The following is a 15,073-nucleotide window of genomic DNA, read 5'->3' on the forward strand; positions in this document are numbered from 1 at the left end:
AAAGGAAACAGTTTATATGCTTGAAGAAGAAGGAAAAGTTGTCAAGCTGGAAGGTGGTTATGCAATCATCCACACGGAAAGAGGGAGCTCCTGTGACGGCTGCAGCGCTAAATCGTCATGCCACACCATGAGTGATTCCGGAGGGAGGCTGATGGAAATGAGAGCCATCAACAGTGTGGGCGCACAAGTGGGTGACAGGGTGAAAGTCGCCATAGACAGCATCGTCTTATTAAAATCTTCTTTTCTTGTATACGTTTTGCCTCTCATCGTCATGATCGCAGGTGGCCTTCTCGGTGATAATTATGCCCGGAATAATATGCCCGCTTCAGACCCCGACCTCGTTGCAGGCGCTGTCGGTATTGCCTGTCTCGTTTTGTCATTTCTCCTGATCAGGCTCTGGAACAAGAGCCTGGAAAAGAAGAAAGAATACCAGCCTCAGGTCATCCGTATAATTGGTTGCTAGCGCCATGTCAATTAAGATTATCTGCCAGAACAAAAAGGCATTTCATGACTATTTTGTGGAAGAGACTTTCGAGGCCGGCCTTGTTCTTGTCGGTACGGAAGTCAAGTCGCTTCGCGCCGGGAAGGCCCAGCTTGTGGACAGTTATGCCGTTTTTCAGGGTGAAGAGCTTTTCCTCCTCAATGCCCATATTTCCCATTACAGTCATGCTTCGAGAGACAATCATGACCCCACAAGGACAAGAAAGCTTCTTCTCAACAAAAAGGAATTGCAGCGGCTTCTCGGAAAAACAAAAGAGCGCGGACTTTCCATTGTTCCCTTAAAGCTGTATTTCAGCAGAGGAAGGGTGAAAGTGGAAATAGCCCTGGTAAAGGGGAAAAAGCTTCACGACAAGCGGGAAACGCTCAAGAAAAAAGCCATGGGAAAGGATATGGAGCGGGAATTAAAGGACCGGTCACGTTAAACTTTACCTTATGACTGGACTTTTTCCGTCTCTTTTTGTATCTTTAGTCTCTGGTTTATATAAAACAAGGGCGATTAGCTCAGCTGGATAGAGCGCAGGCCTCCGGAGCCTGAGGTCGAGGGTTCGAATCCCCCATCGCCCGCCAATTATTTTGAGAAAAGCTTCTCTTTAAACACTGATGACCATTGATGAACGGTAATTTACAGTCAGTAATGTCCGGTTAAAAATTTCATTTCGAAGGCATGTGAGAGATCTTCAAGGGGAAAACAGGGGTTTTAATCATAGATAATCTGTGTAAATCCGTGTCAAATACGCCTTTAATTCTTTTCAATTATGACAACGCAGTAAGCAGCAATTCCTTCGCCTCGCCCGGCAAAGCCGAGTTCTTCCGTCGTTGTCGCCTTCACGTTGATTCTGTCTGGTTCTGATTCAAGCGCCAATGCGATATTTTCCACCATCCGACGGATATGGGGGCTTAGCTTCGGTTTCTGGCAGATGATGGATGCGTCGAGATTGCCGAGGCTGTAACCTTTGCTCTTAAGAAGCATTTTTACTTCTTCCAGCAACTTGATGCTGGAAATGCCCTTGTATTTAGGATCGTTGTCGGGAAAGTGCCTGCCCAGGTCTCCTTCGCCGGCAGCACCAAGCAGCGCGTCGCATATGGCATGGAGGAGAACATCGGCATCCGAGTGGCCGAGGAGGCCCATTTTAAAGGGTATCTTTACGCCGCCTAGAATAAGGTCTCTTCCCTCAATAAGCTTGTGAACATCATAGCCGATTCCTGCTCTCATAATTGTTTCTCCTTTAAGATGGCTTCTGCAAAGAGAAGGTCTTCCGGTGTGGTGATCTTGATATTATCGTAGGAGCCCATGACTATTCTCACTTCTTTGCCCAGAATTTCCACGAGAGATGCATCGTCAGTTCCTATAATTCCTTTAAGAAAGGCGTTTTTATAAGCCGCCATGATAAGGTCGTAGCTGAAAGTTTGGGGGGTCTGGGCCAGCCAGAGCTTATTTCTGGGAACCGTTTCAATGACGGAGCCGCCATTAACTTTTTTAACCGTATCTTTTACGGGGACGGCAACAAGCGCCGCGCCATATTCCAGGGCAACATTAACAGACGCTTTCAATATATCACTTTTAATAAAGGGACGGACGCCGTCGTGGACGATGACAATATCTGTTGATGATTCGATGGTTTCAAGGCCCTTTTTTATGGAGTCTTGCCGCTCTGCTCCGCCTTCGGCGATGCTGACTACCTTGCTAATACCGTAGTTGCTGACAAGCTCACGTGAGAAAGGAATTTCTGCGGCAGGGGAAACAAGAATAATGTCATCCACAAAAGAGGCTTCCTGAAAGACTTGCAGGGTATGAGCAATAATCGGCCTGGAGGCAATTTCAAGGTACTGCTTGCTCTTATTTCCTCCCATTCTTTTTCCCGAGCCTGCGGCAGGTATGACGGCTGTTACATGTGGCATAAGATCAAAGAAAAAGCCCAGGGTTTTCCCGGGCTTTAGATTAAAGATATGATTATCTGAGTTAGTTGTCGAAGACCTTTGTTATGTTATTTAAAACGGTATCAACCTGGTCATTGGTGGCCAGTGCTATTTCCTGGGAAAGGAGATGCTTTACATTGTCCAGCATCTTTCTTTCGCCGAATGAAAGGCCCTTTTCATTTTTCAGGTTCATCAGGTCTCTCATTACTTCTGCAATGTCGTTTGGCTGGCCTACCTTGATCTTTTCTGAATATTCCCTGAAGCGCTTGTTCCAGGTTTTTCCATCCAGTTGGGGGCTCTTTTCCCTGAGAATGTCGAAGACCTGGGTGATCTGGTCTTTGTTAATCAGTTCCCTGATGCCTACCTTGCCAATATTCTCTGTGGGCACCATGATGGTCATATCATTGTCAAAGATCCTCATAATCAGGAATGATTGCTCTTTTCCCAGGATGTTCTTTTTTTCTACATTTTCAATTACCCCCACGCCGTGAGCCGGATAAACTGCTATATCCCCTGTGTTAAATGTTTTCAGCATGCCTCCCTCCAAAATAATTCATTATAAAAGTATATCAACTATTATTAATCAAGTCAAAAGACGATCTCCTGGTGCCGGAAATAGCAACCCCCTGTCGTTGCATCATTCCTCAGGTTGAGTTTGCTTACTCCCTTAACGGTCAATGCTCTCAAAAGCTTCCGACTGTCATTATTTATTTCTTCAGATGGGAATTATTTATCCCCTGCCTATTCAGACAAGGGCTTATGTTCAGGTTTCTCAGAGATGGGATTCTTAAACGCATCCACATTCTATGAGATTAAGCCCCTTCTGTCAAATGGTTTATTTTTGCGGGCTTGTTGATGAGATGGAAAGCCCCGCTAAAAGGGGGCTTCTAAGAGGTAATACTAGAGGTTCCTTTAATTGTTTATAACGTATTGGCATTCACCGGCGCCGGCGATGATCGATGCCTCCATATTGAAATTCATGGAAGGTGCAGCACCTTTGAGGAAACCTTTAATCCAGGCGCCTGTTACCTGACACATAACATCAAGAGGCGCCCCTGCTTCCTGCCAGTTAACGCTGTGCAGGCAGTCGCTTTGTCTTATGGTGATCTTCCCCTCTTGAAAGGTGGGGCTGGCTCCCTGATCACAGGGCATGCCGTCCAGCTGACGATCATAGAGCGCCTTGAACAGGGATTCCTTATTGCCGGCTGCAATAGCATCCCTGGCCCCTTCGCCTGTTCTTTTTCCGTAATCCTCAGAGGCAGCGATGGCAGTCGCTTTGGCTTTTTCACCAAATTTGCCTGCAAAAGCGCCTATAAGAGCCCCTTCCCTGCTTTCAACCATTCTTATAAGGCCGGAGAGAAAACCGTGGATCGGCGCATCACCAATAATGTCCTCCAGGTCGATGCCGATAGGAAAAGCAGGGTATTTATCATCGACTTCCGCAATAATTTGCTCTGCCTCTGCGCTGAATACTGTTTTAAATGCTTCCTCAATTGCTGTCGCCCTTCCGGCTCCAATCTGGATTTTGTTGTAGAGCCACTGATGAATCGGCCCGAGAAACATGCTCATTTGTTTTTCCTCCTGATAATTTGTAATGTTATACTTTACACTATCTTAAAGGCTATTAACAAGTTGAAACTGGATAAATGAACTTATAAAAAGGATTTGAATTTGTTTTTTTCAGACTGACATGTTAAAGTTTTTTCTCCATAAATTAAAAGAGCAGGCAGGTAAAAATGGATATTGAAAAGATAAGAGAAAACTTTCCCGTTACAGATAAACTCATCTACTTTAATCATGCCGCCGTAGCGCCGCTCCCCCTGTCGACTTCGGAAAAGGTGAGGGAATTTTTGAGCGATTACACAAGCAATGGCTGTCTAAATTATATGGACTGGATAAAGTATCAGGAAAATACGAGATCCCTTGCTGCAAAACTCCTTGGCGGCAGGCCTTCCGAGATTGCCCTTGTGAAAAATACTTCCACCGGTATCTCCATGGTTGCCCAGGGACTCAAGTGGAGAGACGGAGACAATGTGATTATCCCGGAAGGGGAGTTTCCGGCCAATGCCTATCCCTGGTTTAATCTTAAAGATCGCGGCGTCGAGGTCCGTATTGTAAAAGAGAGAGACAGGCGTTTGTACCCGGAGGATTTTGAGGCGCTTATCGATGAAAGAACGAGGCTGATATCGGCAAGTTGGGTTGAGTTTGCCACAGGATTTATGAATGACATCGAGGCGCTCGGTCAACTATGCAAAAAGCATGATATCTACTTTTGTGTCGATGCCATTCAGGGACTCGGCATTTTTGAGATTGACGTTAAGGCCTGCAATATCGATTTCCTTGCGGCGGACGGTCATAAGTGGCTCCTTGCTCCCGAAGGAATCGGAATCTTTTATGTCTCCCAAAGGGTCATCGATAATCTGCATCCTCACTTTGTCGGGTGGCATAGTGTTGATGATCCATCCAATTATCTCCCTTATCATTTTGATAAAATCAGAAAAGACGCCAGGAAGTATGAGGAAGGGAGCCCGAACCTGCTAGGTACATACGCCCTCGGCGCCTCCCTGGAGTTGCTTCTTGGCATGGGAGTGAAGGAAATCGGTAAAAGGATATTGTTCCTTACCGATCGCCTGGCAGAAGGCCTTGAAGAAAGGGCGTATAAAATTTTAAGCCCGAGAGGGTGCAGTGAAAAATCGGGCATACTCATTTTCAGCGCCGGCAGCAGTGAAAAAGATGCCGGCCTCTTTGAATACCTCGGTAGAAATGATGTCTTTGCCGCGCCGAGAGGTGGAGGCATCAGGTTTTCACCTCACTTTTACAACAGTGAAGAAGAGATTAAAAGGGTTTTTGCCCTTATCGACCAGTTTAAAGGTTAATCGGGCATAATATCTTCGCTCTTTTTTGTTCTTGCCTCTCTATTCTGCTAAATTTATAAATAATGCGCTACAATTTATTTGACCACACGGCCGACCTGGGCATGGAATTTTTCGGTGGCAGCGGGGAAGAACTCTTTTTATCTGCTGCCACGGGGCTTTTTGATGTTATCACCGATCTTGAAAAGGTAAAGGCCGTAGAGAAGGTCAGCGTGAGCGCCGAAGGCATCGATGGAGAGGACCTCCTCGTCAACTGGCTTAGGGAGCTTCTTTATTTTCATCAGGTGAAGGGGATGCTCCTAAAAAAATTTGTTATCACCCGTATGGAAGCGACCTCCATTGAGGGCTATGCAAAGGGGGAGTTTTTTGATGAAAAAAGGCATGTCATAAAGAAAGAAATCAAGGCTGTTACCTACCATGATGTAGCGATCGAAGAAAAGGATGGCCAGTGGATGGCCAGGGTGGTATTTGATTTATGAAGAAGAAAAAAAAGGGGTCCTTTGTTTCCGAGAGGACTTCCGGGAATAGACAAAAGAGTTCCCCCGGCGGGGGGCAGGAGATAAGGCTGGAAAAGCTCGATGATTACCGGTGGCTTATCCCCCGTACCGGTGGAATGCGGGTGCCGGGCATGATTTACAGCAGTGAAAAGATGCTCCGTCATATCAGTCTCGATCAATCACCAAAACAGGTGGCAAACGTGGCCCATCTGCCGGGCATTGTAAAATACTCTCTCGCCATGCCTGACATGCACTGGGGCTATGGTTTTCCCATCGGCGGCGTGGCAGCCTTCGATGCGGAGGAGGGTATTATCTCTCCCGGCGGTGTCGGTTATGACATAAACTGCGGTTGCAGGCTCGTTTCCACAGCCTTGCAGGTCAATGATGTGAAAGGGCACATGGGCGGTCTTGTCGATGCCCTTTTCAACCAGATACCGACGGGTGTTGGATCGAGGGGAAAGATCAGGCTTTCAGTGGCAGATGAAAAAAAGGTCTGTCTCGAAGGAGCGAAATGGGCCGTAAAAAACGGTCTTGGCGCCGCTGAGGATATAGAGCATACTGAAGAGGGCGGCATGCTTGCCGGGGCTGATCCCTCGGCAGTGAGTGAAAGGGCCTATGAAAGAGGGAGGGACCAGTTGGGAACTTTGGGATCGGGCAACCACTTTCTCGAAGTGGGCCTTGTCGACAGGGTTTTCGATTCCTCCATGGCAACGGCCTTCGGCCTGCATGAAGGGCAGGTTACCGTCCTTATCCATTCCGGTTCGAGAGGGTTCGGCTACCAGGTTTGTGATGATTTTCTCTACAAACTGACACGCCATGTAAAAAGCCTCTCTCTCGACCTTCCCGACAGGCAGCTTGCCTGTGCCTATCTCAATTCCTCTGAGGGGGAGGCGTATTTTTCGGCAATGGCCTGTGCTGCAAACTATGCCTGGGCCAACCGTCAGGCGCTCATGCATCTTTCAAGAGAAGTTTTTGAAGGCTATCTCGGTATGGCTCCAAGAGACCTGCAGATGAGACTTGTCTACGACGTTGCCCACAATATTGCAAAAAAGGAAGAGCATCTCGTCGATGGTGTAAAGCGTACACTCTGTGTTCACAGGAAGGGCGCTACGCGTGCCTTCCCGGCGGGCCATGACGAAGTGCCGCACGCTTACAGGAGTGTCGGTCAGCCCATCCTGATTCCCGGTGATATGGGGAGAAGCTCCTATGTTATGGCAGGAACTGAGAGAGCCATGGAAGAAACCTTCGGCAGCTGCTGTCATGGCGCAGGGAGGCTCTTGAGCCGGCATGCCGCCGTAAAGAAAGCGAAGGGGCGGGCTATTTACCGGGAGATGGAAGACAAGGGAATTATTGTCAGGGCCCACGGCAGAAGCACGCTGGCAGAAGAGATGCCTGAGGCCTATAAAGATATATCGGATGTTATCGATGTTGTAGAAAATGCAGGTATTGCAAAAAAAGTGGTCAGGTTAAGGCCTCTTGGCCTCATAAAGGGTTGAAAGGCTTCTTATGTCCCAAGAGGCTTGATAAAATAGGCCTGATGTAGTTTAATGTGGACACCAAAGATAAGTCAGGAGAATTAAATGAGCAAGCTCGAAGTGGCATTTGCATTTGAAATTGACGGAAAAGAGGTGGACCCCAGAGAAGTCACTGATCCGGAGATGAAAACAAAGATCGAAAAAATCGTTGAATCCGTATCGGGCAAGGTGGGAGGCCTTCGTTGTCCCCATCATGATGAAGCACCCAGGTTTGTCTGCTACGGACCGAATTTTGACGACCTCTCTATGGAGGTGCATGGCTGTTGTGATGCCCTTGTAAATATTGTTAAGGGCGGTTTGTCAGACTAGGAGCCTGTCGAACTTAGGGCAAATCTACCGTGAAAAAGCCTCCTGGCCGGATTATCCGGTTAAATTCATTAAATATGTTCAATATTCGCCTCATTTAATCAAAAAAACGGACTCAAAAGGGCTTTTTTTCGCTACAATTTCCTGAGTCAGACAGACTCCTGGCCTGTTTTTATTGTATACCTGTCTATTATAATCTTAACTGCCCGGCTAAGCCGGGCTTTCCTTTTTAAGGCTTCTTTGCCTGCGGGGACAAGCTTCCTTGATTTGCCCTTATACTCTGCCATAATAGTTTTAACGGTCTTTTTTTGCTTTAAACCTAAAAACAGCAGTTGGATCATGGTTTCCGGCACAAGCTCATGATTCCTCAACACTTTTTAAAAATGCCCGCTTAAGCTATGGGTGAACTGAGGTTATTTGAAAACACCGGAAAACCGACAGAGAACACTATAAATTCATGTCCGGCTGCCCTTTCCGGGTTAAAGGGTTCCCTTAACCTGTCCAAGGGGATTTCATTGAATGAAAAAATGAAGATTTTTCTATTTATCATAACGGTCATGCTTTCTCTCCCTTATGCCGGTACCGCTCAATCCTTTGAGATAAGAGGTGAACTTTCGGGCTGGCTTACCTGGAGAGATAATGTGCCCGACGATTATCTCCTCGGTATGCGTTACATCCCGGAAGTGACACTTTCGCCGTCACTTTTTCATAATAGCAAGCTCGACTTCATGGCCTCTGTCAATGCCGGTTTTGAAGCGCCCACAGACAGGCTTGTTGTCAATGACGATACTTCGGACGTTGAGTTCTACCGGCTCTGGGGACGCTGGTCGACAAAACAGTTCGAGGCAAGAGGAGGGCTTCAGAAGATTAATTTCGGACCGGCCAGGATTCTTCGTTCACTCATGTGGTTTGACAGGATTGACCCCCGTGACCCTTTCGGTCTCACCGAAGGTGTAAAGGGGGTCCTAATGCGGCGCTATTTTGTGGACAATTCCAATATCTGGTTGTGGGGGCTCTATGGGAACGATGAAGTTAAAGGTCTCGAAGACATTGAAACCGATGAAGAGACGCCTGAGTATGGAGGGCGTTATCAGTTCCCTGTAGAAAAGGGAGAGCTGGCTTTTTCTTACCATCACAGAAAAATAGAGAAAAAAGTGTGGCTTACCGACAGGGGGCCCGCAAGGGAAAGCGCCAGGGAAGACCGTATTGCTTGTGACGGCTTCAGGGATATAGGTGTTGGTTTATGGTTCGAGTCGGTTGCAGGAAGAACAGCGGTTGATGGGGGGGTAAGTCTCTGGTCCGAGTTCTTAACTGTCGGGGCAGACTACACCTTTGGTACAGGCATACATTTGTTGGGAGAGCACTTCCTCATGGCTGCCGGGCCTGACTGGGACGAGACGGCCGGCGTCAATTCAATCTCGGCCTTTTCCGCTGATTACGCCGTTAACATACTGGATAGCGTAAATACAATCATTACCTATGACTGGTTCAATTATAAAAGTCAAAGTTTTTTAGGATGGCAGCGAACCTATGACGATTGGCGAATAAATGCCCTTGCTTTTTCAGGCCCACAAGAAAATGCGGGAAAGTTTAGAGGTGACGGATTGCAGATCATAGTGACCTATAATCATTGAAATCCTACCCCCTGCCTTAATAATACAAAGCATTTTTGCTTTGTAATGCTACTATAAAATTTCCTTTCTACCGTAACAGCGCCTATTCATAAAACCTTCTTCAGCGTAAAATTTAAAATGCCTTTTTTTGAAATGGCAGCGCTTGCCCCGTTAAGTTTATTAAGGGATATTGCCGGTCTGTCTTGTCAATTCTTTTTCGTTTTTTTCTGTCCCGACGCGACGTATATTGCTTTTTATACGACAGATATTGTTATTTTCCATTTTTTTTTGCCTCTTCCTTGTGAAAGTTAATTTTCTTGCTATAGTTATTTATAGTGTTTAAGTGATCAATGCTTAGCCACAGGACTATAGTCGGCAGTTAATATGGTTGGTGATAAAGGGAATCTCATTTTCTATATAGTTCAACTGCAAGATGCTTCTTTAGTACTCTCCTCTGTCCACAAAAGAAAGATTATTTAGCTTGAATTGTCTTATTTTGCATTTTTTTTGAATATTTTTACTTTATTAAGTTTTAAAGGTTTTTTTCGCAGCCTTGTTTAGTTGGGGTGAGATTAAGGTTCTTTTACTTCTTATCAAAACAAAAAAGACTGATTTCATTATGTCCCTGCTGGATGCGGTTGTTAACAAGCTTCCTGTACAGCTGAGGCTTCTTGTTTCTTTATATCCTTTGAAGTAGAAATAACGTGATCTATTGTTGCGCCTAATAGCGTAGTGCAATGAATTTTTTTCATTGTTTTCGGAATTGCTTTTTTAGGGCTATTGTTTCTTATGTCAATTGCTGTTTATCTTTTCATGCCTTATCAGCTCGTTAATGTCCTTTTATAACAAATAGATAGGACCATATGTTTCCCGGTAAAAGACAGGCTTGATGGATGTATAACAAAAGTGGCATGTCCCATGCTCCGGGATTAATGAATAAAGAACGTATATTTTCAATAATTTCATAATTTTGTGAAATAAGTATTTATTCTGAGAATTAGTAAGGATTATGTGATGGATTTTGTTTTAGCTTGTCAAATATAAGGAAGGAGACCGGTAATGTCTTATCCGATTCTTTTTGCTCTTTTAAGTACGCTCTGCGCCGTAACGAGCGGCACCATTCAAAGAGCTATTATGAGAGATCGGGGAGATGTTTATGCGCTTATTATATTTAATGATTTCTTTGCCTGCCTTTTTCTTGCCGCCATCTTCGGACTTCCCGAGTTTTCCTCCTTTTCGCTTTACACCATTTTATTTTTCGCCATTGGAGGATTTTTTTGGGGGATTGCCGGTTGGGCTAACCTGAAATCATCAGAATGCCTGGATCTCAATACGTCAGCTATTATCGGTAAATTTAAATTCATTGTTCTTACTCTATGCGGCATCATTATTTTCAATGAAAGCCTAAGCTCCTCAGATTTTATCGGGATTTTGCTTATAATTATTGCTTCTTTAAGCAGCTGTGACCTTAATTGCCGTTTGGTTAAAAAAGGCTCCATACTGAAAATCCTCGCTGTTCTTGCCAATACGGCTGCAATAGCTAATGAAAAAATGCTGAGTTCACAAGCCGAAGTGTCGGATATTTCTTTTATGGGATTCTTTTTTTCGGGCCTTATGTTTTTTGCTCTCTATCCCCAAAAAGCATCAGGCGTTCCGAAGGAGGTCGTCAAAAGCAAAGGGATGTTAATTTTAGTTCCCATTTTAAAAATAGTTTCTTCATTGGCCCTCATTACAGCGCTAAAGTTGGGCACATTAGGCGGTGTTATTGCCATATGTCAGCTTGATTTGTTAATAGTATTTATTTTTGGGATCATATTTTTGAAGGAAAATACAAACTTGCGAAGAAAGGGCATTGCATCCGGTCTTTGTCTTTGTGGAGGACTTATTGTTAACTTTGGCTGAAGTTCGATTTAACGTAAATTGCCATAAACAGCCGGAGAATTATGAAAAGGCAGGTTGATGCGGACCTGAATGATAATCAGGGAAAAGACCATAGGCTTTGGAAAGCTTCACATCCGGTGGTTGCCGGTTTATGTCGTTGTCAGCCCTTCCAGACGGGTTGAAATAAAATGATCGAGTTCTTCCTTCATTTCTATAAAAGAGACACCGATATCGTACTGCTCATCACCAAAAGCTTCGATCCTGACAACTGTTCCCAAAATTAATATGTTTTCATCCCCTTTTTTAAGAGGGATCTGTATCTGAAGCTTTGTGCCGATCTCGAAAGGCTCTTTGCTTTCGATGAGAATACCTGCCCTGCTTATATCCTTGCAATTAACAGCTACAGTGCCGATATGCCCCTCAAAACCTATCTTTTGTACCACAAATTCCGTACTAAAATGCAATCTCACATAGCGGCGTTTATCAGGTGAATGGAGTACGATTTTGTTTTTACCGGAGTTTTTTGCGCGATACAATGCCTTATCGGCAAACTGGATTAACTCAATGAGGTTTATTGCGTCAATAGGGTAAGAGGCAAGACCACCGCTTATGGTGAGATTAAATGATTTGCCGTTGTGTCTGAGTTTCGTCTCTTCAATTCTTTTTCGGATTCTGTCTCCAAGCATAAGGGCATTTACCTTCCCCGTTTTTGGAAGGAGCACCACAATTTCTTCACCTCCATACCTGGCGGCAAAATCAGCAGCGCGGATTTCTTTCAGGATGATTTCCGCAACCTTTTTCAGGGCCATGTCACCTGCAAAGTGCCCATAAGTATCATTGATTTGTTTGAAATTATCGAGGTCGTAAAATAATAGAGACAAATCCGTTTCATAGCGCTCTGCGCGGGCCGCTTCCTGGGCGAGGGTTTCGTCGAAGGACCCCCTGCTAAAGAGACCGGTAAGGCTGTCGTATTTAATGGATTTAAGCTTGTCTTCAAAAACCTTGATTTCAACAACAATGGGGCTCTTCATTGTTTTGCTGACAGAGCAGAAATAGTCGCAAATGGCTGTTCTCAGGTTAACGCTTCTGCCAAGTGATTTAATAAGGCTTTCACGGTGAGAGAGGATATTTTTCCAGCTATGACGGGCTTCTTCAGGATCTAAATCAAGATGGGTTAATACATGGATTATTACAGAGTAGGCATCGATTCCGCAATCATCAACAAGGTTTTTCAAAGAATCTATGAGCTTATCATCCTCGTCAGCAAACTCTGAAAGAAATTTCAATACTTTTTCACGAATTGCTCTCATATGCCGGCCCCTTGCGGCGGATAAATTTTAAAGGAAGCTCTCTTAATATAATAACAATTATTTAGAAGAGATAAAAATAAATATTAAAGGTATGCGTATTTTCTTTTCAGGAGGACATTTCACGTAAAGGATTGCTTTTCAAGAATAACCTGGGCAATGGCGAATTTTTTTTCATGGCTCAAAGAGAGGTGAACGGTTTCAGCATTCATCTCTTTCATTAAGTCATGCGCTCTGCCCCCTATTGTCAGATGCGGTCTCTCTCCTTTTTTTCGACGGACTTCCATGTCATGCCAGCTTATTCCATGAGCATAGCCTGTTCCCAATGCTTTCAAAAAGGCCTCCTTTGCAGCAAATCTCGATGCCAGATAGGTTGCTTCATCCTTTCTTGCAAGCATTGCTTCTCTTTCCGGGGCAGTAAGCACTCTTTCTGCAAAACGAATTCCCCATCGATCATAAGCGCGCTTTATCCGGGCAATTTCAACGATATCTATTCCTGTTCCCAATATCATGGCACGCTTATTTGTTGCCTTGTTCAATTAAATTAACCATATCTTTTACCGCTTTTTCAAGGCCTGTAATGAGGGCCCTTGAAATGATGGAATGGCCGATATTATATTCTTCTATCTCTTTTATGGCGAGAAGCCTTTTTATATTCCAGTAATCAAGGCCGTGACCGGCGTTAATACCCAGACCGAGCTTATTTGCTGCTTTTACTCCCTTAAGGATAGCCTCAAACCGGTCCTCTGTCTCCTGCCCGCTTTTTGCTTCAGCATAACTCCCCGTATGGATTTCAATATACTCTGCGCCTGTCTTGCAGGCCGCCTCGATTTGATCCGGCAGAGGATCTACAAAAAGGGAGACAAGGATGCCTCCATCACGCAACTTCCCGATCGATTGGGCTAGTTGCGGTCCCGCCTTTTTCACTTCAAGCCCTCCCTCGGTCGTCAGTTCCTGCCTTTTTTCCGGTACAAGCGTTACCGTATCAGGTCTGACCTCCAGGGCGATTGCGACCATTTCATCGGTTGCGGCCATCTCCAGGTTAAGTTTCGTCCGCACCGTCTTTCTTAGAATGCCAAGGTCTCTATCCTGGATATGTCTTCTGTCCTCTCTTAGATGAATAGTAATGCCGTCGGCCCCGGCAAGCTCTGCAATGGAAGCTGCCAGTACGGGTTCCGGTTCGATAGTTCCTCTTGCTTGCCTGACTGTTGCCACATGATCGATATTAACGCCTAATTTTGCCAAAAAACCCTCCGCTTTTATCTTGTTAAATTTATGCGCCGATCTCTTCCTTGACGATAGCGGCAAGAGAGTCGGCCATTTGACGAATGCCGCATTCATCCTCCCCTTCAATCATAATTCTCATGATCGGTTCCGTTCCCGAATACCGGATGAGGATCCTTCCTTTACCTGCAAGCTTTGATTTAATTTCTGATGCAGCCTCTGAGAAGCGGGGTATTTCTTCCTGCGATTTTTTTTCCTTTACTCTCACATTAACCAGCGTTTGAGGATATTTTGTGACGATTTTCGACAGTTCTGAAAGCGGTTTTTCTTCTCTTTTGAGCACACTTAAAAGTTGCAGGGCCGCAAGGGTTCCGTCACCGGTTGTATTATGATCGAGAAAGACAATATGGCCCGATTGCTCTCCTCCCACGTTGTAGCCGGCCTTACGCATCTCGGCTACGACATACCTGTCCCCAACGTCAGTCTTTACCAGGTTCACACCGGCCTCATTCATGGCAATATCAAGGCCGATATTGCTCATTATGGTAGTAACGAGGGTGTTCTTATTAAGGGCGCCCTTCTTCTTCAGGTTGACGGCGCATATTCCCATAATCGTATCACCGTCAACTTCCTTTCCATTCTCATCACACATAATGACCCTGTCGGCATCGCCGTCAAGCGATATGCCCAGGTGAGCACCTGTTTCCCTGACTTTAGCACACATTTCCCCTGTATGAAGCGAACCGCAACCTTCATTGATATTTTTCCCGTCAGGAGTCACACCCAGAGCGATAACCTCTGCACCGAGTTCCTGAAGAACCGCCGGCGCTACCCTGTAGCCTGCACCATTTGCACAATCGAGGACTATTTTGAGGCCTGTCAGGTCCAGTTCTTTAGGGAATGTGTTTTTTAGAAAAACAATATAGCGGCCGATGGAATCTTCAACTCTGTAGGCTTTACCCACTTCATCGGCTGTTGGTCTCAGTTTGTGAAGTTCCTCACAAATGATAAGCTCCTCCATCTTTTTTTCCAAGCTGTCGGGGAGTTTAAAGCCATCCCTGCTGAAAAACTTGATGCCGTTATCCTGGTATGGATTATGGGAAGCGGAAATGACTACCCCTGCATCTGCCCTCATGCTCGATGTTATAAAAGATATGCCCGGTGTCGGCAGAGGGCCGACGAGCAGAACGTCTGCTCCCATGGAGCATATCCCCGAAGCCAGGGCCGTTTCTATCATATATCCTGATATTCTGGTGTCTTTACCGATGACAATCCTGTGGCGGCCCTTACTGTTTTTAAAGATATGCGCTGCGGCTCGTCCGAGCTTTAATGCTGTTTCCGATGTCATGGGTTCAACGTTTGCAACCCCCCGCACGCCGTCAGTGCCGAATAACTTTCTCAATTTACTCCTCCCGAATA

Annotated in this window: 16 protein-coding genes and 1 tRNA gene; 9 read left to right on the forward strand and 8 right to left on the reverse strand. The window is 45.4% G+C overall.

Annotation, left to right across the window (positions count from 1 at the left end; translation table 11 throughout):
• The first annotated feature begins 16 nt into the window (after positions 1-16).
• From OEV42_10145 to OEV42_10155, 3 genes are all read left to right on the forward strand, one after another.
• The gene (locus OEV42_10145; GenBank protein MDH3974625.1) at positions 17-463 is read left to right on the forward strand and encodes a SoxR reducing system RseC family protein; all 447 of its coding nucleotides are present in this window, start codon (positions 17-19) and stop codon (positions 461-463) included.
• A gap of 4 nt (positions 464-467) precedes the next feature.
• The gene (smpB, locus tag OEV42_10150; protein ID MDH3974626.1) at positions 468-923 is read left to right on the forward strand and encodes an SsrA-binding protein SmpB; all 456 of its coding nucleotides are present in this window, start codon (positions 468-470) and stop codon (positions 921-923) included.
• Positions 924-991: 68 nt separating this feature from the next.
• A tRNA-Arg gene (locus OEV42_10155) sits at positions 992-1,068 on the forward strand.
• Positions 1,069-1,240: 172 nt separating this feature from the next.
• Here the strand turns inward: OEV42_10155 and ispF are convergent.
• From ispF to OEV42_10175, 4 genes are all read right to left on the reverse strand, one after another.
• Complete coding sequence (gene ispF, locus OEV42_10160; protein ID MDH3974627.1) at positions 1,241-1,717, reverse strand: 2-C-methyl-D-erythritol 2,4-cyclodiphosphate synthase; 477 nt, start codon at positions 1,715-1,717, stop codon at positions 1,241-1,243.
• Entirely contained in the window at positions 1,711-2,400 is a 690-nt protein-coding gene (gene ispD / locus OEV42_10165) for a 2-C-methyl-D-erythritol 4-phosphate cytidylyltransferase (GenBank protein ID MDH3974628.1), read from the reverse strand. The genes ispF and ispD overlap by 7 nt, the downstream gene beginning before the upstream one ends.
• Before the next feature lie 61 nt (positions 2,401-2,461).
• Positions 2,462-2,953, reverse strand: a complete 492-nt coding sequence (locus OEV42_10170) for a CarD family transcriptional regulator (GenBank protein ID MDH3974629.1) — start codon at positions 2,951-2,953, stop codon at positions 2,462-2,464.
• Between the two features lie 377 nt (positions 2,954-3,330).
• On the reverse strand, positions 3,331-3,987 hold the full coding sequence (locus OEV42_10175; GenBank protein MDH3974630.1) for a hypothetical protein: 657 nt from the start codon (positions 3,985-3,987) through the stop codon (positions 3,331-3,333).
• A 167-nt stretch (positions 3,988-4,154) separates the two neighbouring features.
• Between OEV42_10175 and OEV42_10180 the strand changes: the two genes are divergently transcribed.
• The 6 genes from OEV42_10180 (at position 4,155) to OEV42_10205 (ending at position 11,144) form a co-directional block, all read left to right on the forward strand.
• Complete coding sequence (locus OEV42_10180; protein ID MDH3974631.1) at positions 4,155-5,294, forward strand: aminotransferase class V-fold PLP-dependent enzyme; 1,140 nt, start codon at positions 4,155-4,157, stop codon at positions 5,292-5,294.
• Between the two features lie 62 nt (positions 5,295-5,356).
• The gene (locus OEV42_10185) at positions 5,357-5,770 is read left to right on the forward strand and encodes an archease (GenBank protein ID MDH3974632.1); all 414 of its coding nucleotides are present in this window, start codon (positions 5,357-5,359) and stop codon (positions 5,768-5,770) included.
• 80 nt (positions 5,771-5,850) lie between these two features.
• A complete protein-coding gene (locus tag OEV42_10190; protein ID MDH3974633.1) occupies positions 5,851-7,284 on the forward strand; it encodes an RtcB family protein in 1,434 nt (477 codons plus the stop codon).
• Between the two features lie 84 nt (positions 7,285-7,368).
• A complete protein-coding gene (locus OEV42_10195; GenBank protein ID MDH3974634.1) occupies positions 7,369-7,632 on the forward strand; it encodes a hypothetical protein in 264 nt (87 codons plus the stop codon).
• A 512-nt stretch (positions 7,633-8,144) separates the two neighbouring features.
• A complete protein-coding gene (locus OEV42_10200) occupies positions 8,145-9,263 on the forward strand; it encodes a hypothetical protein (protein MDH3974635.1) in 1,119 nt (372 codons plus the stop codon).
• Positions 9,264-10,301: 1,038 nt separating this feature from the next.
• The gene (locus OEV42_10205) at positions 10,302-11,144 is read left to right on the forward strand and encodes a hypothetical protein (protein MDH3974636.1); all 843 of its coding nucleotides are present in this window, start codon (positions 10,302-10,304) and stop codon (positions 11,142-11,144) included.
• Positions 11,145-11,272: 128 nt separating this feature from the next.
• Here the strand turns inward: OEV42_10205 and OEV42_10210 are convergent, their stop codons facing one another.
• The 4 genes from OEV42_10210 to glmM all read right to left on the reverse strand — a co-directional run bounded on the left by OEV42_10210 (position 11,273) and on the right by glmM (position 15,056).
• Positions 11,273-12,433 (reverse strand): diguanylate cyclase, encoded by a 1,161-nt coding sequence (locus tag OEV42_10210; GenBank protein MDH3974637.1) that lies wholly within the window; start codon positions 12,431-12,433, stop codon positions 11,273-11,275.
• Between the two features lie 119 nt (positions 12,434-12,552).
• Positions 12,553-12,969, reverse strand: coding sequence for a holo-ACP synthase (gene acpS, locus OEV42_10215; protein ID MDH3974638.1), 417 nt, complete (start codon positions 12,967-12,969; stop codon positions 12,553-12,555).
• A complete protein-coding gene (locus tag OEV42_10220; protein ID MDH3974639.1) occupies positions 12,950-13,675 on the reverse strand; it encodes a pyridoxine 5'-phosphate synthase in 726 nt (241 codons plus the stop codon). The genes acpS and OEV42_10220 overlap by 20 nt, the downstream gene beginning before the upstream one ends.
• Positions 13,676-13,703: 28 nt before the next feature.
• Complete coding sequence (glmM, locus tag OEV42_10225; protein ID MDH3974640.1) at positions 13,704-15,056, reverse strand: phosphoglucosamine mutase; 1,353 nt, start codon at positions 15,054-15,056, stop codon at positions 13,704-13,706.
• Between the last annotated feature and the right edge of the window lie 17 nt (positions 15,057-15,073).

The sequence above is a fragment of the Deltaproteobacteria bacterium genome (assembly GCA_029860075.1).
Lineage (GTDB): Bacteria > Desulfobacterota > JADFVX01 > JADFVX01 > JADFVX01 > JAOUBX01.